We start from the raw sequence: 21,036 nt of genomic DNA, 5'->3' as shown, positions 1-21,036 counted from the left end.
GCTCGGTAGCTCGCTGGGCTCATAACCCAGAGGTCGCAGGTTCAAATCCTGTCCCCGCTACTGAAGACAGTGGCCCGGCACTCGACGAGAGTGCCGGGCCACTGTCGTATCCCCTCGACCATACCCGCGTCGCCCGGTTGGCCGATGGTGAGTCGCCGCCCGGCGCGGCTACAGCCAGCCTGAGGAGGGCGCGGTACCGTCCGCAGCCAGGCGGACGGGCAGGAGATCACAGGTGGGGCACCGACAGCAGGACGGCGTCTACAGCGCTCCTCGTTTCGTCCGTGTGCTGCCCACGCTGATGATCATCGGCGGTCTTGTCTTCGACTATTTCACCCCGCCCAGATTCACGGCCGTGCCGTTCTTCGCGGCCGCCCCGCTGATCGCCGCGCCCTTCTTTTCCTGGATCCCCACTCTGCTGACCGGCATCGCGGCGAGCCTGGCGGTGCTCGGTCTGCGCTACTACAACGAGACCGTGTCCGAGGTCACGTCGTTCACCGAGCTGTTCACCGTGCTCACCGTCGCCGGGCTCGCGCTGCTCATCAACCGCCTCGTACGGATCGGCCGTGAGCGCCTCGCCTCCGCCCGGGTGATCGCCGAGGCCGCCCAGCGCGCCGTGCTGCCCGCCCCCGCCGCGCGGATCGGCGGGCTGCGCATCGCCGCGCGGTACGAGGCGGCGCAGGCGGACGCCTTTATCGGCGGCGACCTCTTCGCCGTACAGGACACGCCCTTCGGGGTCAGGCTGGTGGTTGGGGACGTACGGGGCAAGGGGCTGGGGGCGGTCGAAGCGGTGGCCGTGGTCCTCGGGGCCTTCCGGGAGGCGGCCGAGCAGGAGAGTTCGCTCGAAGGGGTCGCCTCGCGTCTTGAGCGGGCGCTGACCCGCGAGGGCACGCGGCGGGACGAACTGGACGCCGTCGAGGGGTTCACCACCGCCGTGCTCGCCGAGATCCCGCGCGGCGACGCCGTGGTGCGGGTGGTGAACCGGGGCCATCCGGAGCCGCTGGTGCTGTACGCCGACGGGGACCTGGACATCCTGGAGCCGACCTGGCCCGCGTTGCCCCTGGGAATGGGCGAACTGGGCGCGTGGCCGGACCGGTCGGAGGCGCATCCGCTCCCCCCCGGGGCCACGCTGCTCCTCTATACGGACGGCCTGTCCGAGGCGCGCGACGCGGGCGGCGTCTTCTACGACCTCGGCGAGCGGCTCGCGGGCCGGCTCTTTCCCGGGCCCGAGGAGCTGCTGGACGCGCTCGTCGACGACGTACGACGGCATACGGGCGGCGCAGCCACGGACGACATGGCGCTGCTGGCGGTCAGCCGTCCCACCGAGGGACAGCCGGACCGCCGCAGGATCGTGCCGGTGGTCAGAGCTCTGGGAGGCTCTGACCGTCGGAGCAGGTGATGGCCATCGCGCGGCCACGGGGCCGACGCAGGGCCGACACTGTGCGTAGTCGAAGCGCACCCCTCCGCATAACATTTGATGCACTGTCAGGTGGGGGCCCCGATCTGAGTGCCGATCAAGTCGCCCGACTCCGGCCGCTTGTGTCCTGGTAAGTCCCCGCCGAAGTCGTTAACGATCAGTCGGAACAGCTTGGAATACGACCCTGGAGTCTATTAACGTTCGATAACGCAGCGCGGTCGTCCCAGTCGTCGCAAGAGACGGCACCGTGCGCACGCGCCGAATCCCGCAAGGGAACCGGGGAACCACCAATTGGGGTGAATCGGGCACCTTTGCCGCTCTTTCCGCGGTCGAGGCGCCCGTAGGAGACCTTCCTGCTCCGAACCCGTCAGCTAACCCGGTAGGCGAGAAGGAAGGAAGGAGCACGCCTCCGTGGCGTCCAACAAGCCTGCCCCCGAAGCACCCTTCGGAACCCTGGAAACTGAGTTTTTCGGCGACGAACCGGCGGAGCGGGCATGGGAGGAATGGAACCCCACCGAGGATTCCGTCCATCCGGTGCGCGGCCGGCACCGTGTCATGAAGCAGCGAGGCGGGCTCGCCCGTAGCTCCACGGTGCTCGGCGTCGGCGTGATCGCCGCGGTGGGCGCGGGCGGCATGGCCACCGCGCAGGACAAGCCGCCGGTCTCCATATCCCTCCCCGATTCGATCGCGGACAACCTGCCTGATGCCCAGTCCCTGCCGGGCGTGGGCTCCCTGATGTCCGACGGCGCGTCGGACGCCGACGCGGGGAACGTGAACGCGGCCCCGCTCACGGCGATGACCCTCGCCGCGGACCCCGGCACCGGGGCCGGAACGGACAGCGCGTCCGGCGCCGGTGAGGCGCTGCGCGCCCGCATTCTCCAGCAGGCCGAGCAGCAGCAGTCGGAGGCGGACGCCGAGGCGAAGGCGGCCGCGGAGAAGCTCGCGGCCGAGAAGGCGGCGGCGGAGGCCGCGAAGCAGCAGACCGCGGCGGAGGCCAAGGCCGAGGCCGAGAAGCGCAAGGCCGAGGAGGCGGCGGCGGCGAAGGCGGAGGCGGCACGGCTGGCCAAGCTCGCGAAGAGCTTCGCCCTGCCCACGTCCTCGTACACGATCACCTCCACGTACGGCGAGTCCGGCTCCATGTGGTCCTCGGGCCACCACACCGGCCTGGACTTCGCCGCCCCGACGGGCACGCCGGCCAAGGCGGTCCACGGCGGCACCGTCAAGTCGGCGGGCTGGTCCGGCTCTTACGGCTACCGCATCGTCCTCGAGCTCGCCGACGGTACCGAGGTCTGGTACTGCCATCTGTCCTCGATGACCGCGAGCGCGGGCCAGCAGGTGACGACGGGCGAGACGATCGGCCGCGTCGGCGCGACGGGCAACGTGACGGGCCCGCACCTGCACCTGGAGGTCCACACGCCGGGTGGGTCGGGGCTCGACCCCATGGCGTGGCTGCGCGGCAAGGGCCTCAGCATCTGATCGTGCGCCACAGTCCCCGGCAGCCCTGGCGCACACCCCCCGAGGCCAGGGCTGCCGGTACAGCGCGTAGAACGGAATAGCGCGTACCACCACGGCCGTTGATCAAACCATGACTACTCTCCGAACTCTCGGCTCGTCCGACATCGCTGTTTCCCCGCTCGCCCTCGGGGGCAATGTCTTCGGCTGGACCGCCGACCAGGCGCAGTCCTTCGCCGTGCTCGACGCGTACACCGCCGCCGGCGGCAACTTCGTCGACACTGCCGACATGTACGCCTACTGGGCACCGGGCAACGAGGGCGGCGAGTCCGAGACCGTCATCGGCAACTGGCTCGCCGCGCGCGGCAACCGCTCCGACGTCGTCGTCGCGAGCAAGGTCGGCGCGCACCCCCAGTACCAGGGACTGTCCGCCAACATTGTCAAGGCCGCGGCTGAGGAATCCCTGAAGCGGCTGCGTACCGACTACATCGACCTGTACTACACGCACTACGACGACCTGAGCGTCCCCGTCGAGGAGATCATCACCGCCCTCGACCAGCTGGTGCAGGACGGCAAGGTCCGTGCCATCGCCGCGTCCAACATCAGCGCAGAGCGGCTCCAGGCGTCTTTGGACTTCTCGGAGCGCGAGGGGCTTGCCCGTTATGTCGCCCTGCAGCCGGAGTACAACCTCATCTCCCGCGATACGTACGAGGGCGATCTACAAGACACCGTCGCCCGTGCCGGGCTCGCTGCCGTCCCTTACTCCGCGCTCGCGTCCGGTTTCCTCACTGGTAAGTACCGGCCGGGTGTGACGGTGGACAGCGCACGGGCCGCGGGCGCCGGCGAGCACCTGGAGAACGGGCCGGGCCTGACGGTCCTCGCTGCGCTCGACAAGGTCGCCAAGGCACGTGGCGCGCAGGTCGCGACCGTCGCGCTCGCCTGGCTGGCCGCGCAGCCGACCGTCGTCGCGCCGATCGCCTCGGCCCGCACGGTCGAGCAGCTGCCCGCGCTGACCGCGGTCGCCGAGCTGGAGCTGACGGCCGACGAGCTGGCCGAGCTGACCGCGGCGTCGGCCACTTCGAGCGCGTGAGGTTCCCCCGGACGAGGTCTGGGGGCCATTGAGGACATCGGGTCCGTCGGAGGCCCGGTGAAGGCTAGGCCCTGTCCGGGCGGACAGGGCCTAGCCGCGGTACGGGTTGTAGCCGCCGTAGTCGCGGTGCGGCGGCGGTGTCCGTACCCGGCCCGTCGCCCGTGCCGCGTACGTCAGCGCGGGACCGGCGACGTCCTTGCGCTGCCACAGGTGGTGCAGCAGCTCCTGCTCGCGCTCCGCGAAGTCCGGGCCCGCCGCGTCGCGGTGGGCCCGGTGGCGCAGAAAGGCCAGGGACGTCGCGAACCGCTGGTACTCCGACACGGCGTGCGCGGCGGCCGGTCCGTGCGCGCGGCGGGCGACCTCGCGGGCCATCGTGCGCGCCCGCATCGAGGAGAGCGCCGGCGGCTCGGCGGCGGTCAGCCAGCCGGCCGCGGCGTACGCGGGCAGCTCGGCGGATATCGTGCGCAGTTCGCGCTGACGGGTCCAGATCGTCAGCCAGGTCAGCAGCCCGAAGGCGGGGACCATGAACGCTCCGTACACGGCGTAGAAGCCCCACGGGCCGAAGAGCGACGACGAGCCGTTCCACAGGGCGTGCATGCCCATGGCGAGGGCGAGGCCGAGCAGCGGCAGCACGATCCGGCGGATGCGCTGGCGCTGGGCGGCGCGCGCGGCGATCCCGAAGCCGATGCCGGTCAGCACGGTGAAGAGCGGGTGCGCGAACGGCGCCATGACGACGCGTACGAAGAAGGTCGCCGCGGTCACCGAGGCGAACCCCGATGTGCCTATCTCCTGGTCCTCGCCGAAGGCGGTGCCCAGGTAGAGGATGTTCTCGGTGAAGGCGAAGCCGGTCGCGGTGAAGCCGGCCACGACCACGCCGTCGACGATCCCGGTGAAGTCCCGTCTGCGGAAGATGAAGATCAGCAGGATCGCCGTGGCCTTCGCGCTCTCCTCGACGATCGGGGCTATCACCGTCGCGCCGAGCGTGTCCGCGCTCGCCGGGTCGGCGGTGGCGGTGGCTATCCAGCGGGTCGCGAAGGAGTTCGCGATGATCGCGACGAGGGCGGCGGCGAACGCGCCCCAGGCGAACGCGAACAGCAGATTCCGCCAGGGGCCCGGCTCGACCCGGTCCAGCCAGCGGAAGGCCGCGGTGAGGAGCGGGACGGGAAGGGTCGCGAGGCCGAGACCGACCAGGAAGCCGTGGGTGCCGGTCTGTTCGCGTACGAGCGCGAGGATGACGAGGCCGGAGAGGGCGAGGAGGGTGATCAGCGCCCCCGCCCGTACCGCTCTGCTGTGCCAGAGCCGGGAGGCGCGGCGCGGTTTGTAGCGCCAGCGGGCACGCTCCGGTACGGCGGTGAGCAGCTCGGCGAGGTGCTGCTCCTCGAACGCCGGGACCGCCGGATGCGGTGCGGGGTCCTGCGGGGGCGACTCGGACACCCATTGACCCTAACGAGGGACACTGACAACTGGCGATGGTGTCCGGGGTGCTACTCAGGGTTACGCGGGTCCCAACGCGCGGCGGAACAGCAGGTCGTGCACCTTGTGGCCCTTGTCCAGGCCCTGTCCTTCGAACCGGGTGAGCGGGCGGAAGGCGGGGCGCGGGGCGTAGCCGCCGTCCTCCTGGGTGTTCTCGAAGTCCGGGTACGCGGAGATCACCTCGAGCATCTGCTCGGCGTACGGCTCCCAGTCGGTCGCGCAGTGCAGGATCGCGCCGGGCTTCATGCAGGTGGCGGCGAGGGAGAGGAACTCGGGCTGGATCAGCCGCCGCTTGTGGTGCCGCTTCTTGGGCCAGGGGTCGGGGAAGAAGACGCGCAGCCCGTCGAGCGAGCGGGGCGGGAGCATCTCCCGCAGGAGGATGATCGCGTCGCCGTTGGCCACCCGGATGTTGGACAGCCCGTTCCGCTCCGCGAGACCGAGGAGATTGCCCTGGCCGGGGGTGTGGACGTCGACGGCCAGAATCCCGGTGGCGGGGTCCTCGGCGGCCATCTGCGCGGTGGCCTCGCCCATCCCGAACCCGATCTCCAGGACGACGGGCAGCCCGCCGAACATCTCATCGAGGTCGAGGACGCGGTGCCCGTCGATGTCGAGACCCCAGACGGGCCACAGCCGCTGAAGCGCGTCGCCCTGCCCGGCGGTCACGCGGCTCCGCCGCGGCTGGAAGCTGCGGATACGCCGCTCATGGTGCGACCCGGCGGGATCGGCGACGGGCCCGCCGGGGAAGCGGGGCTCGCGGTTGGCGCGGATGGGGGCCGGGGGGCCGTCGGGGGTGTGGTTTCGGAGCTCAGACACAGTGGCGTCAATTCTACGGGGGCCTGCGGGTGGAGCCCGTCCGCCCGGCAGTCGGCTTTGTCCGTGAACGCCGGACGGACTTGAAATCAGGCGTCGAGCGGCATGGCCCGCCCGGGCTAGCGGCTCGCACGAGCCAGGTTGCCGCCCGTCAGCGCGGTCAGGGCCCTGCGCGCCACCTCGCGGCCGATCGGCAGCGACGCCGTCGCCGCCGGGGACGGCGCGTTGAGCACATGCACCGTGCGCGGGGCCTCGCGGATCAGGAAGTCGTCCGCCAGCGTCCCGTCCCGCAGCACCGCCTGCGCCCGCACCCCCGCAGGGACGGGGCGTAGATCGTCCTCGGTCACCGCCGGGAGCAGCTTCTGCACCGCCGTCGCGAACGCCCGTCTCGACAGCGAGCGGTGCAGCTCCCCCACTCCGTACCGCCAGTGCCTGCGGGCGACCCGCCACGAGCCCGGCCAGGCCAGCGTCTGTGCCATGTCCCGGGGGCGGACCGCCGACCAGCTGTAGCCCTCGCGGGCAAGCGCCGGGACCGCGTTCGGCCCGACGTGGACGCCGCCGTCGATGCCGCGGGTGAGGTGGACCCCGAGGAACGGGAAGGCCGGGTCCGGGACGGGGTAGACCAGGCCCCGGACCAGCTCGGGCCGCGTCAGCTCGTAGTACTCGCCCCGGAAGGGGACGATCCGCATCCCCGGCTCGTCGCCCGCCAGCAGCGCAACCCGGTCGCAGTGCAGCCCCGCGCAATTGACCAGCACCCGTGCCCTGACCACCGCCCCCGATGCCGTACGCACGGCGACGCCCCAACTGCGGCGGTCGATCTCGGCGGCCTCCTCGCCGTACCGGATGTCCGCGTCGGACGCGGCCCCCAGCTGCGCCGCCACCGCTCCGAAATCGCACACCCCCGTGGTGCCGACCCGGATCGCCGCGAGGCCCCGCACCTGCGGCTCGTACTCCATGATCTGGGCGGGGCCCAGCTCCCGCACCGGAATGCCGTTCTCCCGGCCGCGCTGGACCAGTGCGTGCAGCCGCGGCAGCTCCTCCCGGCCGGTGGCCACGATCAGCTTCCCGGTGACCTTGTGCTCGATGCCGTACTCCGCGCAGAACTTGACCATCTCGGCCGCCCCGCGCACCGCGAACCGCGCCTTGAGCGACCCCGGCCGGTAGTAGATCCCGCTGTGGATCACTCCGCTGTTCCGGCCGGTCTGGTGCCGCGCGGGCCCGGGCTCCTTCTCCAGAACGGTCACCCGGGTGCCGGGAGCCGCGCGCGTGAGCGCATACGCCGTCGACAGGCCGACGATCCCGCCGCCGATCACCAGCACGTCACAGTCGAAGCCATGCCCATGGCTGTGCCCGTAGCCATGGGCGAAGTCCTGCCCGGACGCCGTCACCGCGTCACCTCCCACCCCGATAGTGCACTGGCCCACCGACAATGGTCTTAAACCAGCCAGGTGAGCCGGGTCGCGCGCCATCGGGCCGTGCTACGCCGGAGTCACCAGCAGCGGCCGGGCCCGCTCCCGCAGCTCCACCACCCGCGGCTCGTCGCCGTACGGCTCCAGCCGGTGCAGCAGATCCCGTACGTACTCCGTGGTCCGTGCCGAGGAGATCCGTCCCGCGACCTCCACCGCGCGCGTGCCCGCCGCGCACGCCGCGTCCAGGTTTCCCGACTCCAGTTCGGCGACGGCCGACACCACGAGCCGCAGCCCGTGCGAGCGAACGAACTCCTCAGTGGGCCGCGACAGGGCCTGCTCGGTGAAGCGCCGCACCTGGCGCGGCGCCTTCAGATCGCGGTAGCACTCAGCGGCGTCCGCGGCGAACCTGTCGTACGAGTAGAAGCCCAGCCAGGACGGGTCCGCGTCGCCCTCCCGTGAGCGTTCCAGCCAGCCCTCCGCCGCTTTCAGCGCGGCCCCCGCCGCCGGCGCGTCGCTCGCCTTCGCATGCGCCCGGGCCTCCACCAGCCGGAAGAAGCTCATCGTGCGGGCGGTGGCGAGTCCACGGTTGCGCTCCAGGGCCGCCTGGGCCAGGTCCACGCCCTCGTCCGCGAAGCCGCGGTACGTCGCCTGCAGCGACATCGAAGCCAGTACGTAGCCCCCTAACGGCACGTCCGCCGCCGCGCGGGCCAGCCGCAGCGCCTGGATGTAGTACCGCTGCGCCGCCTCCTGCTGGCCCGTATCGAAGGCAATCCACCCGGCCAGCCGGGTCAGTTCGGCGGCCGCGCCGAACAGCGCGCGCCCCACTTCGTCCGAATACGCCCCCAGGAGCAGCGGCGCGGCGTCCACCCGCAGACACTCCGGCACCATTGACGAACGCCAGTCCCCACCGCCGTACTTGGAGTCCCAGCGCCGCGCGTCCTCCGCCGCCTCCCTGAGCTTGGCCACGTCGCTGTGACCCACGCGGGCGGGGGTGTCGTCCGCCGCGTCGACCGATCGCTCGACCGACGAGTCGGCGGGGGTTATCAGCCATCGGGACGCGGGCGTCGCGTAAGCGCTCACCGCGAAGGAACCGGCCAGCGACTGCCAGATGCCGCCGCTGCCCGCCCGCCGCCCCGCCAGATCCAGGCGGTACAGCTCGGTGGCCGATTTCACCGCCTCGCCCACATCGCGCGGGAAGGCGAGCCCGACCTCGGGGGCCGGGTCGGCGTCCGCCAGACCGATCTCGTGCAGCGGCACCGGACGGCCCAGCTTGGCGCCGATCGCGGCGGCGATGAGATGGGGCGCGGCACCCTGCGGCACCATGCCCTTGGACACCCATCTCGCCACGGAGGTCTTGTCGTAACGAAGGGTCAGACCGCGCTGCGCGCCGAGGTCGTTGACCCGCCGGGCGAGGCCGGCGTTGCTGATTCCCGCGAGGGCGAGAACGGTGCCGAGCTTTTCGTTCGGCCCGCGTTGCTCCCTGGACATGCGCCACCCCTCGACACACAGACGGCCGCCGCGTCGCTGCCTGGGCGCACGGCATTCGTGCTGTGTCCTCCGCTGGTGAACAGCTTCCGAGCAGCTCTGGGGTCCCGGCTGCAAAAGCACCTGGCCGAGCCCCTCGGAATATGCACCCGTACGGAGAACATCAGTAAACCCAGCGTAGTTCGCCGCATCCCGACCGTTAAGGGGCCGTGTTCCGTATGGCGAGATTGTTGTGCGTTGGAGGAGACGGCGGGTGGATGGCGGGTCGTCGTCGTGCTCCCTGGCGTGCTCCGGGTGTGTGGCCGTGCGCCCGTCCGTGCGCTCTGGCCGGGCCGGTGGGCGGGCGCTTCGATGAGTCCTGCGTGGGTCGGCCCACTGCGTACTGGAACCAGTGGGCTGGGGGACACCGCTGCCTCAATCCCCGCGGGTGGCGGACCGGTCCGGGAGGCGAACAGCGCCTCCCGGACTGCGTGTGTGCACCGGTGGGGGACGGGTCAGCGGCCGTGAGGATATCCGCAGAATGGCTGAATGCTGACCGTCCTTCGCATCCCTTTTGCGCCTGTGTGGGCGTCGGCCGTCCTTCCCGTCGTGTCCTGGATGTGTCCTGGAACGTCGCCAAATCGCCAATGCCAGGGGCGCGTTCCCTTTCTGCGCGTGCGATCCGGAGCCCCTCCTGTGCGCCGCCTACGTGGCAGCATGTTCTCGAAGCGGCAACTTCCCGGGCGGCAACGGCCAGGGGCCGGGTTTGTCCACAGCCTGTGGAGGCGGCGATGCGGTGGTTGGTGGGCTGGAGCAGTATCGCCGCGAACTTCGGTACGGCCGGGGCCGTCGGCTCGTCCGACGAGGGCCGCACCGTCCACCCCGTGGGCGCCCAACTCCTTTGGGGCGACCCGGATCCGCTCTGGGCGGTCGGTGACTGGCGACCCGACGAGGTGCGCGTCGTCACCGTCGATGCCATCACCAAGCTTGCTGTCCTCGGCTGCTGCGCGGCCACTGACGAGGAACTGCGCGTCGGGCTCTTCGCGGCGCGCGGCGGGGCGCTCAGGCATCTGACCGCGTGGGCCGGCAGCTATACGTGCGTTGTGCAGGCCGGCCGCCGGATCACGATCGTCGGCGATCTCGCCGGGGCGAGACCCGTCTTCTACACGCCGTGGGCGAACGGCACCGCGTACGCGACCGCCGCGCTGCCGCTCGCCGACCTGATCGAAGCACAGCTGGACATTGGGCACTTGGCGGCGCTGCTCGCCTGTCCGGAGACGCCGGAGGCGCTGCGCGACTCGACTCCGTACGACGGTGTGAAGCGCATCCCACCGGGGCACGCGCTGATCCTGCGCGAGGGGTCGAGGGAGATCACCGGATACGAGCGGGTCGCCTCGCTCGCCGTGGCCGGGCCGCAGATCGAGGCGGAGCGCGCGGTGAACGGCGTACGCGACGCGCTGATCGATGCGGTACGGGCCAGGCTCACCGCGCCGCGACACGCGCCCGAGACCCTGCCGCCCGACCCCGGCCCCGTACCGGGGATGGGGCCTGCGGAACGGCGCGCCGCGCGCGGGGGTCCGGCTCCGGGGATCGGCGCGGACCTGTCCGGCGGCAGTGCGTCCGGCACGATCGCGCTGCTGGCGGCGGGGCTGCCGGGACGGCCCGGCACGGTGCTCGGCCACGGCACGGGCGCGGGGGAGCGGCTGCTCGCCGTCACCTTCAACGATCTGGCGACGGGCGGGCGTGAGGCGGAAGAGGCCGAGCTGGAACGGGCGCGGGCGATCGCGGCGAATCCGCGGCTGCACCATGTGGTGGTCGCGGCCGGGGAGGAGAGCCTGCCGTACGCGGGCCTCGACGGGCCGCTGACCGACGAGCCCGCGCCGTCGCTGGTCACGGCGGAGCGTAACCGCAGCCGGCTGGCCGCGGGGAGCGCCGACCACTTCACGGGGGCGGGTGCGCGGCAGGTCCTGGACGCGCATCCGGCGCGCCTGGCGGACCTGCTGCTGGACCGGCGGCGTCGCCATCTGCTGCGCCCGGCCGCGGCGTTGGCGCGCGCCGAGGGTCCCTCGCCGCAGTCGCTGTTCATCCCGGTGACTCTGTACCGGGCGGCGCGGCGGCTGGCCCGTACGCCCTACCGCACCGGCCTGGAGACGGCGGCGGACCGGCTGCTCGAGGCGAACCGTCCCGGCGGCCTGCGGGGTGGCACCGGACCGCTGGGGGCGTCGCTCGCTGCGCTGACCTGGTCCCGGCCGGGGCCTGCGGCGCGCTGGCTGACGGGTGAGGCGCTTGCTGAAGTATCGGTTCGCCTGACGGGGGCGGCGACGCGCCCGACGTCGGTCCTGCGCCCCGGCGAGGCCCGCGCCCGGGCGGCGCTCACCCGCCACGCGTCGGACCAGCGGATCCTGGAACAGGCGGCGGAGATCCGCAGTCAGCGCCTGCATGCGCCCTTTCTGGACAACCAGGTCGTACGGGCCTGCCGCGACCTTCCCGAATCGCTACGGGTCAAGCCGGGCGCCCGCGCGGAGATCCTCCGCAAGGTCCTCGCGGGCGCGGGCATCCACGACCTGCCCCCGGGCTGGGGCGCGACAAGCCAAGCGTTGTCCACGGCAGCGGCCCGCACGGGTCTGCGCGCATCGCTCCCCCACCTGATCGCACTCTTCGACGCCCCGCTGCTCGCGGACGCGGGCCTGGTGGAGGCCCGCGTCATCCGCAAGGCCCTCCGCGCGGCGTCCGAGGGCGAACCGGTCCCGCTGGACGGCCTGGCGGACCTGATCTCGACGGAACTGTGGCTACGGAGGCTGCTCTCGCGCCGGGGTACATGCTGGACGGGCACGGCGGCGCCGAGGCAGCGGGCGGTGGCGGGAGGCGTTCCGCCGAGACCGACGCTGCAGTCGGGGTGACGGCTACGGGGTGGCCCGGGGCCGTGGGCGCCGTGGCGTTGCCGCCCCGGTGCGTGTGGGCGCCGAGACCCTGCGGCCGGACTGCGGCCGGGTCCTGTCAGCGGCAGCTGATCCGGGACAGGGCCCAGTCTCCGAGGGCCGCCGAGTCGAGCGCCCTGAGCGGTTCGACGACCAGCCGGATCGTCTTCACTCCGGCGAGCGACACATGGACCGGCACGGCCGCGTCCCCACCGCGCATCACTGGGGACCGCCACAGCCGAGCACCGTCGCCGTGGACGGAGAAGCGCATCGCGCCCAGGCCCAGCGTCAGGTCGTCGACGCCGACCAGCGCGTCGAAACCGGCGCACTGCCGGTTGAGGTCGATGGTGACGGAGGACTTGGCGTGCACGGTCACCCCGTGTCCGTACCGCGTGCCGTCGATCGACATGCCCGAGCGCTGCCAGAGCCAGGTGCTCCCACGCAGGCGGACCTCGGGCCCGGTGTGGTCGCCCCGCACGCCGTACTCCAGCCGGTTGACCTGGTAGACCCGCAAGGCCGGCGCGGGAGGCGGGGTGGACGGGGTGGGCGTCGGCTTCGGCGTGGGCTTGGGGGCGGGCGGGGCAGGCAGCTTGGGCCCTGGCTGGGCAGGCGAGGGTGTCGGCGTCGGCTCCATGGTTGGCTCGGTGGTCGCCGTGGGCCCCGCCGCCGGCGAGGAATTCCCCGGCGGCGGGGCCTGCTCCAGCGCGGGCGGGCCCGGAGGCTCCGGTTTCGGTAACGGCGCGGGCTTCTGCGGCACTACGGGTAGCACGGCCGCGGGCTTCGCCTCGGGCTTCGGCGCGGTCTGGGGGTCGTCGCCCGAGAACGCCCACACCAGCCCGGCGGCCACCGCGATGGCAATCGCCGCCGCGATACTCGCCTTCGCCGGTGCGCCCAGCCCCTCCGATGCCGCTGTTCCACCGGCCGCACCTCCGGAGGCGCCGGGCGCACCGCCCGTGGCGGCGGCCGCACCGGCCCCCGCCGCCCCCGCGGCCCCGGCCACGACCCCGGCGACCTTGAGGGAGTAACCGGCGGCGAACCAGCCGATGACCGCGATCGGCAGCAGCGCCGGAATCCCGGCGTTGACATGCGCGAGCTCCCGCGCGGCCAGCCGGCACTTGGCGCACTCGTCCAGGTGCTTGCGCAGCCCTCGCTCGGCCCGCATCCGCAGACCCCCGCGGGCATACGCCCCCAGCCGGTCGGCGTACCGGGCGCAGTCGCCGCCCGAGGTGAGCGCGTTGCTCACATGAGCCTGCAGATAGGCCTGCTTGAGGCCCTCGCGGGCCCGGCTGGCCAGCACCGCCGTGGCGTTGGCGGTCAGCCCGAAGAGCGGCGCGACCTCGCTCGGCGACTCCTCCTCGACGGTGGTGTGCCAGAGCACCGCCTGCCAGCGCTCGGGCAGTGAGCGGAAGGCCCGGACCGCCAGCGACTGCTCCGCCTGGTGCATCGCGCGCACATCGGCGCCCAGATCGAGCGCGGCGTCGCTGGCCGCATCCGAGCTGCGGGCGGCCTCCGCGGCGAACACCGCGAAGTCCTCGACCAGTTGCTCCCGCTTTGCCGTTTTCATCCAGGCGGCGGCGACGCGCCGGACGGTCGTGAGGAGATACGCCCGCACGGCCTGCTCGGGCCCCGAGCCCCCGCGTACCGCCTGCAGTGTCCGCGCGAACACTTCGGCCGTCAGATCGTCGGCGGTGTGCGCGTCCCGGCAGCAGGTGCGCGCATATCGGCGGACGGCGACCGAGTGGCGGCGGAACAGCTCCTCGTAGGCGCTGTCGTCGCCGTCGCGCATCCGCTGGAGCAATTCGGCGTCGGACGCCGGCAGTTCTGGCGGCGGAGTTACGGAGTCGAGGCTCCCGCCCGTGGGCTGCGACGGCACGGCATGCTCGTGCGCGCCACCCACCCCGGAACCGGACACGCCGGACGCACCGGCAGGACCCGCGGCGCCGGGCGCCGCGGACGACCCACCGGGCCCGCCCTGGCTGGGCACCTGCCGAGATGGCAGCTCGGCCGGCTCAGTGCCGCCCGATCCGTCGAGTGACTCGTCCCGACCGTCACCGCTCATCGCGGAAGCCCCCGTAAGCACCATCAGACCCGAACACCGGCCCAGAGTGCCACAGAGCGCCATGGGTCCGTACCCCCTGCAACGTCAACCACTCATCCGGGGAGCCTTCCCGAATCCGAGCTGTCCCTCACTCGTTCGGGAAGGCTCAACCTGCCTTGTGCAAAAGTCAGTTGGCGAGCAGGACAGAGGGGGCGGAGCGCTAACTACCGCCGTCGCACCTCACGCGGACCGCGGCCGCAGCCCCTCCAGCAGGATGTCCAGCAGCCGGGCCGAAGCCGCCGCCTGCTGCGCCGCATCCGGCAGCGAAGGCGCGGCCGTGGCTATCACCAGCAGCACGTCCGCCACGGTCACATCGCCGCGCAGCTCACCCGCCGCCCGCGCCCGGTCGACCAGCTGCCCGACGATCTCCAGCAGATCCGCCGCTCCCGTGTCGTCCTGCTCCTGGGCCGGCACCGGACGCGGCCCTACCACCCGCAGCCCGGGCTGCGCGCCGACCCGCTGATGCGGCAACCGCGCCCCGTCCGGTACAACAGCCGTCGACTCGTCGGCGTCCACGCCCACCCGCAGCACCTGCGGCGGCAGCAACCGTCCCGCGCCCGAAGCCACCGACGTACGAAGGAAACGGGAGAGCGCCGACCACGGCTCCTCCTCCTGCCCCAGAGCCGTACGCGCCTGCTCCGTCAGCCGGGAGGTCTCCTCCTCGGCTATGCGCCGCACCAGGACGTCCTTGCTCGGGAAGCGGCGGTAGACCGTCCCGACGCCGACCCTGGCCCGGCGCGCCACGTCCTCCATCGGCGCGCCGTACCCCAGCTCGCCGAACACCTCGCGAGCCGCCCGCAGTACATGCTCGAGATTGCGCTGTGCGTCCACACGCAGCGGCGCCGAGCGGCTGGCCCCGCTCGATCCCGCCCGTCCGATCCCGTCGGCCGCCGAACCCTGTGCGACGGCAGCCTGCCAATGCGAATTCTGAATGGTCATACACGTTCCCCCGGTCATGATGTCTCCCCCCGGAGACCTCCCCGCCCAGTCTGTCGAGCGTGCCTTGACCGGACACCCCGACGAGGTACGAACATAGTTGAGCCAGGGTCAATTCAGAAGGGGGTAGTTCCGCACGGAGCGCCCCCCGATCGGCGCAAGGGCCGGAAGGTTCCTGTTTAGGCCCCCTCCCATAACCCCCCTCGCAGGGTCTGACCTGCACACCTTCCCCGCCGCCCGGCGGAGCGCCGCCGCAGAGTGGCGCGAAGCCTCCGGTCACACAATTTGCCGGGGCTGTGGACAAACGCCTGAGGCCGTTGCCTCATGGGATGGTGAAGGCTGCTAACTTCCGGGGGACGACCCCCGGCCCCCCGCCGGGCGCGCGCATTCTCATCATCGGTGGCGGCTACGTCGGGATGTACACGGCACTGCGTCTCCAGCGGAAACTGAAGCAGGAGCTGGCACGCGGCGAGGCGGAGATCATGGTGGTCACGCCCGACCCGTACATGACGTATCAGCCCTTCCTCCCGGAAGCGGCCGCCGGTTCCATCTCCCCGCGTCATGTCGTGGTCCCCCTGCGCAGAGTGCTCGACAACTGCAAGATCGTCATCGGCGAGGCCAAGGCAGTCGACCACGGCAAGCGCACCGCGACCGTCACCACACTCGCCACCGCGGAGGAGGGCACCGGCGCGGTGGAGATCACGTACGACGAGCTCGTCATAGCGCCGGGCTCGATCTCCCGCACCCTCCCGATCCCCGGTCTCGCCGAATACGCAATCGGCTTCAAGACCGTCGAGGAAGCCATCGGCCTGCGCAACCACGTCATCGAGCAGATGGACATCGCCTCCTCCACCCGCGACCCCGCGATCCGCGACGCGGCCCTCACCTACGTCTTCGTCGGCGGCGGCTACGCGGGCGTGGAGGCACTCGCCGAGCTGGAGGACATGGCCCGCTACACCGCGCGTTACTACCACAACATCAAGCCCGAGGACCTGAAATGGATCCTCGTCGAGGCCAGCAACCGCATCCTCCCCGAGGTCGGCGAGAAGATGGGCAAGTACGCCATCCGCGAGCTGCGTTCGCGCAATATCGACGTACGCCTCGAAACCCGCCTGGACTCCTGCGAGGACCGTATCGCCGTACTCAGCGACGGCACCCGCTTCCCGACCCGCACGGTCGTCTGGACCGCGGGCGTCAAGCCGGCTCCCGTCCTCTCCGCCACGGATCTGCCGCTCAATGAGCGCGGCCGGCTCGTCTGCACCGCCAAGCTCACCGTCGCCGGCGTCGACCACGCCTGGTCAGCCGGCGACGCCGCGGCCGTCCCGGACGTAACCGCCGAAGAACCGGGCAAGGAATGCGCGCCCAACGCCCAGCACGCCGTGCGCCAGACCAAGGTCCTGGCCGAGAACATCACGGCGTCGATGCGCGGCGAGCCCGTCAAGGAGTACGCCCACAAGTACGTCGGATCGGTCGCCTCCCTCGGCCTCCACAAGGGCGTCGCGCATGTCTACGGCCGTAAGCTCAAGGGCTATCCGGCCTGGCTGATGCACCGCGTGTATCACCTCAGCCGCGTCCCCACCTTCAACCGCAAGGCCCGGGTGCTCGCCGAGTGGACCTTGTCCGGGCTGTTCAAGCGCGAGATCGTCTCCCTCGGCTCGCTGGAACACCCGCGCGCCGAATTCGAACTCGCCGCGGGCGGCAAACGCCCGGGCCACGGGCCCGACAGCGGACCGCACCACGGCCCCAAACCGGGGCCCAAACCCGGTTCCCCGCCCGGCCCCCAGCCCGGTTCCCCGCCCGGGCCGAAGCCCGAACCCGAGCCCGGCTCCGAAAGCGGCCCGCGGAGCGGCTCCAGAGGGAACTGAGGGAACCGGACGACGAGGACTGTCAGTCCGGTCGGTCACACTGGACGTGTGACCATAGGTGGGCTCACACCTGCACAGAGTGACCCTTGGCGACAACCATTGAGGCTAGAAAGTCAGTGAACTTCACGCGTTGGAGCGCAAGGCTCCCTGGGACGACGCAGCGTCGCGCCGCAGCGCGGAGGACCGACCGTGAGATCTCCCCCGCTCAGCGAGGGGAAGGCTCCGTGCCGGCGGCCCGCGGTGAGTACGAACAGCGGCCGGAGCCCCTGTCCGACGTCCCCGCCCTCGATGACTTCTCCGTACCCGAGATCCTCGGCCGACTGCCCGCCCTGGTCGCCCTGGTGTACGGCACCGAGCACCGCGTCGCGTACGTCAACGACGCGTACGCCTCGGCCTTCGGCCCCCGCCCGGTCGGCGCGGCTGCCGCCGACACCTGCCCCGAGCTCGCCGAACTGGGCCTGCTGCCGCTCATGGACCAGGTGCTGCGCAGCGGCAAGCCCCGCACCGTCAAGTCCCGCAAGGTCCGCGGCCAAGGCTCGTACACCGTTACCTGCCTGCCCGCCGAGAGCCCCAAGGAAGGCGGCGGAGTCCTCGTCTTCGCCGCCGACGTCACCGACCACGCCGAAGCCGCCGAGCGGCTGCGTGCCAGCGAGCGCCGCCACCGCGAGACCGCTGTCACCCTCCAGAGGTCGCTGCTCCCGCAGGAGCTGGAGCAGCCCGACGATCTTCGCATCGCCGCGACATATCAACCGGGCGGCACGGACGCCGCGGTCGGCGGCGACTGGTACGACGTCATCACCCTCGGCGCCGGCCGCACCGCGCTCGTCATCGGCGACGTGATGGGCCGCGGCGTGCGCGCGGCCGCCGTCATGGGCCAGCTCCGCACGGCCGTACGGGCCTACGCCCGCCTCGACCTCCCGCCGCACGAGGTGCTCCAGCTGCTCGACGGCCTGGCCTCCGAAATCGACGCCAGCCAGATCGCCACCTGCGTCTACGCCGTCCACGACCCGAACGAAGGCCGGCTCGTCTACGCGTCGGCGGGTCACCTCCCGATCCTCGTGCGGGACGAGAACGGCACAGTCCGCCGCGCCGAGGAACCGACGGGCCCGCCGCTGGGCACCGGCGGCTGGCTCCACACGTCCGGCACCATCGCCCTCCCGCCCGGCTCCAGTGCCGTCCTCTACACGGACGGTCTTGTCGAGCGCCGCGGCGAGGACATCGACGAGGGAGTGGCCGCCCTGGAGCGCGCGCTGAGCGGAGCGACCGGCACACCGCAGGTTGTCTGCGACCGGCTGATCCGTTCGCTGGGAGTGACCGCAGAGCACGACGACGACGTGGCCGTACTGGTCGTGCAGCACCCCACGCGTACGGGCGTGTCCGCCGAGCTCTTCCACAACGCCGCCCTCGAGCTGCTCGGCGGCATCGAAGCGGCGCCGCGTGCCCGCGCCTTCGCCTCCGGCGTCCTGGCCTCCTGGCGTTTCTCGCCCGAGCTGCACGACCTGGGGGTGCTGGCCGCCAGCGAGCTGGTCGCCAACTCCCTCCAGCACGGCATCCCGCCCATGCGCCTCAGACTCCGCCGCACCGACCGCCGCCTGATCATCGAGGTGACGGACGGCGACGACCACCTGCCGCGCCGCCGCCGGGCGGATACGGAGGACGAGGCGGGCCGCGGGATTTCCATCGTCGCGACGATCGCCTCGTCCTGGGGGAGCCGCCGCACTCCGGGCGGCGGCAAAGCGGTGTGGTGCGAGTTCGCCCTGCCCGCGTAGTCCTTCCCGCGTGCCTCGTCAGGCAGCGGGCTCCAGCTGCTCGGCCGGCTTGTGCGTGGCCACCACCCGCGACCTCGACACGAGCGAGGGCTGGTCCTGTACGGGAGTGAGCCGTCTGCCCAGCCGCAGCGCCAGCACGCTGATGCCGAGCGAGAACAGCACGAACGTCACGATGTACGGCCCGTGCAGCGCGGCCCCCATCGGGCCGCCCACGGCCGGACCGACCGCCAGCGCGAGCTGCTTGACCAGGGCGAAAGCGGAGTTGTACTGCCCGACCATCGCCTCCGACGCCAGATCGGCGACAAGCGGCGCGACGGTCGGCGACAGCATGGCCTCGCCGAGCCCGAAGAGCGCGTACGTGGAGATGAACGCGGCGGTCGCCATCGTCTGGCTGCCGTGCCCGAGCCCCGCGTACCCCGCCGCGATCCACGCGACGGTCCAGATCAGCCCGACGGCCGCGATCACCCGACTGCGCCTGCGCCGCTCGACGAACTTCAGCACGACGAACTGCGCGACGACGATCACCGCGGTGTTGGCAGCCAGCGCCGTCCCGAGGGTCGCGGGCTGGATCCCGGCGGCCTCGGTCCCGTACGCGGCGAGTCCCGATTCGAACTGTCCGTAGCAGGCGAAGAAGAGGACAAAACCCAGCACGCACAGCTGCACCATGGCCCGGTGCCCGACCAGGGCGCGCATCCCGCCCTTGGCCTTGGCCTCGGCGTTCTCGGGCCGCGCCTCCTGCAACGAGAGCGAACGCGGCAGCCGCACACTGAACGCGATCCCCGCGAGCACCAGGAACATGGCGGCCTCGATGCCGAACAGCAGGATGAAGCTGCCCGGCCGGTTCTCGTCGACGATGTGCCCGCCGATCAGGCCGCCGATGCCGAGCCCGAGGTTCTGCAGAAAGAACTGCATGGCGAAGGCGCGCGTACGGGTCGAGGTGTCCGAGGACCAGACGATCATCGTCGCGAGGGCGGGCTGCATCACGGCCGTGCCGGCCCCGAGCAGCGCGGCCGACAGCACGACGGCCGGCGCACTCCCCGCGAGCCCCATCGATGCCGCGCCGGCGGACGCGAGCATGGCGGCCCCCACCAGCACGGGCAGCGGTCCGCGCCGGTCGATGACCCGCCCGGTGAAGGGGAGAGCGACGAGTGCGGCCATCGCGAAGACCGCGAGGACGGCACCGGCCGTCGTCGCGCCCAGGTCCCGCACCTGCGCCACATAGACGTAGAGATACGGAACGGTGAAGCCGAGTCCGAACGCGCTCAGCGCGTTCCCCGCCTGAATCCGGCGCATCGCTGCACCCGTCGCCCTCCTGGTCACACTCACCTACCTCAAGATCTTGAAGGACTGAAGCCTGAAGACTTCAATAGTAAAGTTAGAACCTCAACAATACACAGTGAAGGACTTCAATGCCAACGCACCCCGTGCGATACTTCGGCGCATGCCAACCGAGAGCCCCGAGAGCCGCAAGGGTCCCGAGTCGCGCGGCCCGGGCCCCGGCCTCCAGGAGCCGAGCCTCGACGAACAGATCGCCGCCTACCAGCGCGAGTTCGGTGACCTGGACCCCCAGGTCGAGAAGGTCGTCTCGGCCCTGGGCCGTCTCAACCGCCGGATGAACGTCGCCTACGGCCGCCAGGTCGCCGAGCTCGGAATCAGCAACGCCGAGTGGGAGGTCTTGAAGAGCCTGGTGCTCGCGGGATCCCCGTACCGGATGGGCCCGGGCGAACTCGCGAAGCGACTCGGCCTCACCCCGGCAGCGATGACCCACCGCATCGACCGCATGGCGAACGACGGCCTGGTTACCCGCGACCGCGACGAGACCAACCGGGTGCGGGTCATCGTGGAGCTGACGGACGAGGGCCGTACGAAGTGGCTCGAGGCGATGCGCATGGCCACGAACTTCGAGGAGGACCTGCTCCAGGACCTCTCGGCGGACGAGCGGGCCCTGCTCGGTGAACTCCTGATCCGCGTCCTGCGCCGCGTGGAACACGCCCAGCCGGACGCCGGCGGCCGGCTCACCGACCTGGACTAGGGCGTCGGCGGGGTGGAGTTGACACACCCGTCACGTGTACGTAAAGTTCTTCGAGTTGTCACGGAGCCTGAACGGTTCTGCGACAGCCACTCCCGCCGCGAATGCGGCAACCAACTCAGCACGATCTCCCAGCCGGGATGAATTTCGGCATGCCGCAATTCATTTCGAGGGCTCGATTATGAGTCGCCTGGGGAATCCGCTAGAGTTTGGACGTCGGAACGGCTCAACGGCCGGAAAGGCAACCCGAGTTCGACCGGGAATCAGGCCCGAAAGGATCTGATAGAGTCGGAACCGCCGGAAAGCCGA

At 71.6% G+C, this 21,036-nt stretch carries 14 protein-coding genes and 1 riboswitch; of the genes, 7 read left to right on the top strand and 7 right to left on the bottom strand.

Annotated elements, in window-relative coordinates; all coding sequences use genetic code 11:
* Nucleotides 1-232 precede the first annotated feature (232 nt).
* From ACWDO5_RS29095 to ACWDO5_RS29085, 3 genes are all read left to right on the top strand, one after another.
* Nucleotides 233-1,396: a PP2C family protein-serine/threonine phosphatase gene (locus ACWDO5_RS29095; RefSeq protein WP_450533368.1), complete on the top strand. Its 1,164-nt coding sequence runs from the start codon at nt 233-235 to the stop codon at nt 1,394-1,396.
* Nucleotides 1,397-1,660: 264 nt separating this feature from the next.
* Nucleotides 1,661-1,815: riboswitch (cyclic di-AMP (ydaO/yuaA leader) on the top strand.
* A 10-nt stretch (nt 1,816-1,825) separates the two neighbouring features.
* Nucleotides 1,826-2,890: a M23 family metallopeptidase gene (locus ACWDO5_RS29090; protein WP_450533366.1), complete on the top strand. Its 1,065-nt coding sequence runs from the start codon at nt 1,826-1,828 to the stop codon at nt 2,888-2,890.
* Nucleotides 2,891-2,999: 109 nt separating this feature from the next.
* Nucleotides 3,000-3,956: an aldo/keto reductase gene (locus ACWDO5_RS29085; RefSeq protein WP_450533365.1), complete on the top strand. Its 957-nt coding sequence runs from the start codon at nt 3,000-3,002 to the stop codon at nt 3,954-3,956.
* A gap of 90 nt (nt 3,957-4,046) precedes the next feature.
* On the opposite strand, the gene ACWDO5_RS29080 is transcribed toward ACWDO5_RS29085, so the two are convergent.
* The 4 genes from ACWDO5_RS29080 to ACWDO5_RS29065 all read right to left on the bottom strand — a co-directional run bounded on the left by ACWDO5_RS29080 (nt 4,047) and on the right by ACWDO5_RS29065 (nt 9,136).
* The gene (locus tag ACWDO5_RS29080) at nt 4,047-5,390 is read right to left on the bottom strand and encodes a PrsW family intramembrane metalloprotease (RefSeq protein WP_450533363.1); all 1,344 of its coding nucleotides are present in this window, start codon (nt 5,388-5,390) and stop codon (nt 4,047-4,049) included.
* 60 nt (nt 5,391-5,450) lie between these two features.
* Nucleotides 5,451-6,242 (bottom strand): tRNA (guanosine(46)-N7)-methyltransferase TrmB, encoded by a 792-nt coding sequence (gene trmB, locus ACWDO5_RS29075; protein ID WP_450533362.1) that lies wholly within the window; start codon nt 6,240-6,242, stop codon nt 5,451-5,453.
* Between the two features lie 116 nt (nt 6,243-6,358).
* Nucleotides 6,359-7,708: an L-2-hydroxyglutarate oxidase gene (gene lhgO, locus ACWDO5_RS29070; protein ID WP_450533361.1), complete on the bottom strand. Its 1,350-nt coding sequence runs from the start codon at nt 7,706-7,708 to the stop codon at nt 6,359-6,361.
* 9 nt (nt 7,709-7,717) lie between these two features.
* Nucleotides 7,718-9,136, bottom strand: coding sequence for an MFS transporter (locus ACWDO5_RS29065; protein ID WP_450533360.1), 1,419 nt, complete (start codon nt 9,134-9,136; stop codon nt 7,718-7,720).
* Nucleotides 9,137-9,903: 767 nt separating this feature from the next.
* Here ACWDO5_RS29065 and ACWDO5_RS29060 point away from each other — a divergent pair.
* The gene (locus ACWDO5_RS29060) at nt 9,904-12,012 is read left to right on the top strand and encodes an asparagine synthase-related protein (RefSeq protein ID WP_450533359.1); all 2,109 of its coding nucleotides are present in this window, start codon (nt 9,904-9,906) and stop codon (nt 12,010-12,012) included.
* A 97-nt stretch (nt 12,013-12,109) separates the two neighbouring features.
* On the opposite strand, the gene ACWDO5_RS29055 is transcribed toward ACWDO5_RS29060, so the two are convergent.
* Together ACWDO5_RS29055 and ACWDO5_RS29050 are read right to left on the bottom strand one after the other, a co-directional pair.
* A complete protein-coding gene (locus ACWDO5_RS29055; protein WP_450533358.1) occupies nt 12,110-14,089 on the bottom strand; it encodes a sigma-70 family RNA polymerase sigma factor in 1,980 nt (659 codons plus the stop codon).
* 219 nt (nt 14,090-14,308) lie between these two features.
* Nucleotides 14,309-15,067: a TetR/AcrR family transcriptional regulator gene (locus ACWDO5_RS29050; RefSeq protein ID WP_450533357.1), complete on the bottom strand. Its 759-nt coding sequence runs from the start codon at nt 15,065-15,067 to the stop codon at nt 14,309-14,311.
* Between the two features lie 326 nt (nt 15,068-15,393).
* Between ACWDO5_RS29050 and ACWDO5_RS29045 the strand changes: the two genes are divergently transcribed.
* Both ACWDO5_RS29045 and ACWDO5_RS29040 read left to right on the top strand, forming a co-directional pair.
* Nucleotides 15,394-16,929: an NAD(P)/FAD-dependent oxidoreductase gene (locus ACWDO5_RS29045; protein ID WP_450533355.1), complete on the top strand. Its 1,536-nt coding sequence runs from the start codon at nt 15,394-15,396 to the stop codon at nt 16,927-16,929.
* A gap of 116 nt (nt 16,930-17,045) precedes the next feature.
* Nucleotides 17,046-18,698 (top strand): ATP-binding SpoIIE family protein phosphatase, encoded by a 1,653-nt coding sequence (locus ACWDO5_RS29040; RefSeq protein WP_450533354.1) that lies wholly within the window; start codon nt 17,046-17,048, stop codon nt 18,696-18,698.
* A gap of 18 nt (nt 18,699-18,716) precedes the next feature.
* Here the strand turns inward: ACWDO5_RS29040 and ACWDO5_RS29035 are convergent, their stop codons facing one another.
* Nucleotides 18,717-19,991 carry an MFS transporter gene (locus ACWDO5_RS29035; protein ID WP_450533352.1) on the bottom strand — a complete coding sequence of 425 codons (1,275 nt, stop codon included), beginning with the start codon at nt 19,989-19,991 and terminating at the stop codon, nt 18,717-18,719.
* Between the two features lie 148 nt (nt 19,992-20,139).
* Between ACWDO5_RS29035 and ACWDO5_RS29030 the strand changes: the two genes are divergently transcribed.
* Nucleotides 20,140-20,730: a MarR family winged helix-turn-helix transcriptional regulator gene (locus ACWDO5_RS29030; protein ID WP_450533351.1), complete on the top strand. Its 591-nt coding sequence runs from the start codon at nt 20,140-20,142 to the stop codon at nt 20,728-20,730.
* Nucleotides 20,731-21,036 lie beyond the last annotated feature (306 nt).

The organism is Streptomyces sp. NPDC000880 (assembly GCF_053599675.1).
The sequence above is the reverse complement of the archived record's forward strand: the minus strand, read 5'-3'. Positions and strand labels throughout refer to the sequence as shown.

What these genes read in the sequence shown, in the direction of transcription:
- ACWDO5_RS29050 (WP_450533357.1), bottom strand. Translation starts at nt 15,067, where the DNA reads ATGACCATTCAGAATTCGCATTGGCAGGCTGCCGTCGCACAGGGTTCG.
- ACWDO5_RS29085 (WP_450533365.1), top strand. Translation starts at nt 3,000, where the DNA reads ATGACTACTCTCCGAACTCTCGGCTCGTCCGACATCGCTGTTTCCCCG.
- ACWDO5_RS29030 (WP_450533351.1), top strand. Translation starts at nt 20,140, where the DNA reads ATGCCAACCGAGAGCCCCGAGAGCCGCAAGGGTCCCGAGTCGCGCGGC.
- ACWDO5_RS29060 (WP_450533359.1), top strand. Translation starts at nt 9,904, where the DNA reads ATGCGGTGGTTGGTGGGCTGGAGCAGTATCGCCGCGAACTTCGGTACG.
- ACWDO5_RS29055 (WP_450533358.1), bottom strand. Translation starts at nt 14,089, where the DNA reads ATGAGCGGTGACGGTCGGGACGAGTCACTCGACGGATCGGGCGGCACT.
- ACWDO5_RS29065 (WP_450533360.1), bottom strand. Translation starts at nt 9,136, where the DNA reads ATGTCCAGGGAGCAACGCGGGCCGAACGAAAAGCTCGGCACCGTTCTC.
- lhgO (WP_450533361.1), bottom strand. Translation starts at nt 7,708, where the DNA reads ATGGCGCGCGACCCGGCTCACCTGGCTGGTTTAAGACCATTGTCGGTG.
- ACWDO5_RS29035 (WP_450533352.1), bottom strand. Translation starts at nt 19,991, where the DNA reads ATGCGCCGGATTCAGGCGGGGAACGCGCTGAGCGCGTTCGGACTCGGC.
- ACWDO5_RS29045 (WP_450533355.1), top strand. Translation starts at nt 15,394, where the DNA reads ATGGTGAAGGCTGCTAACTTCCGGGGGACGACCCCCGGCCCCCCGCCG.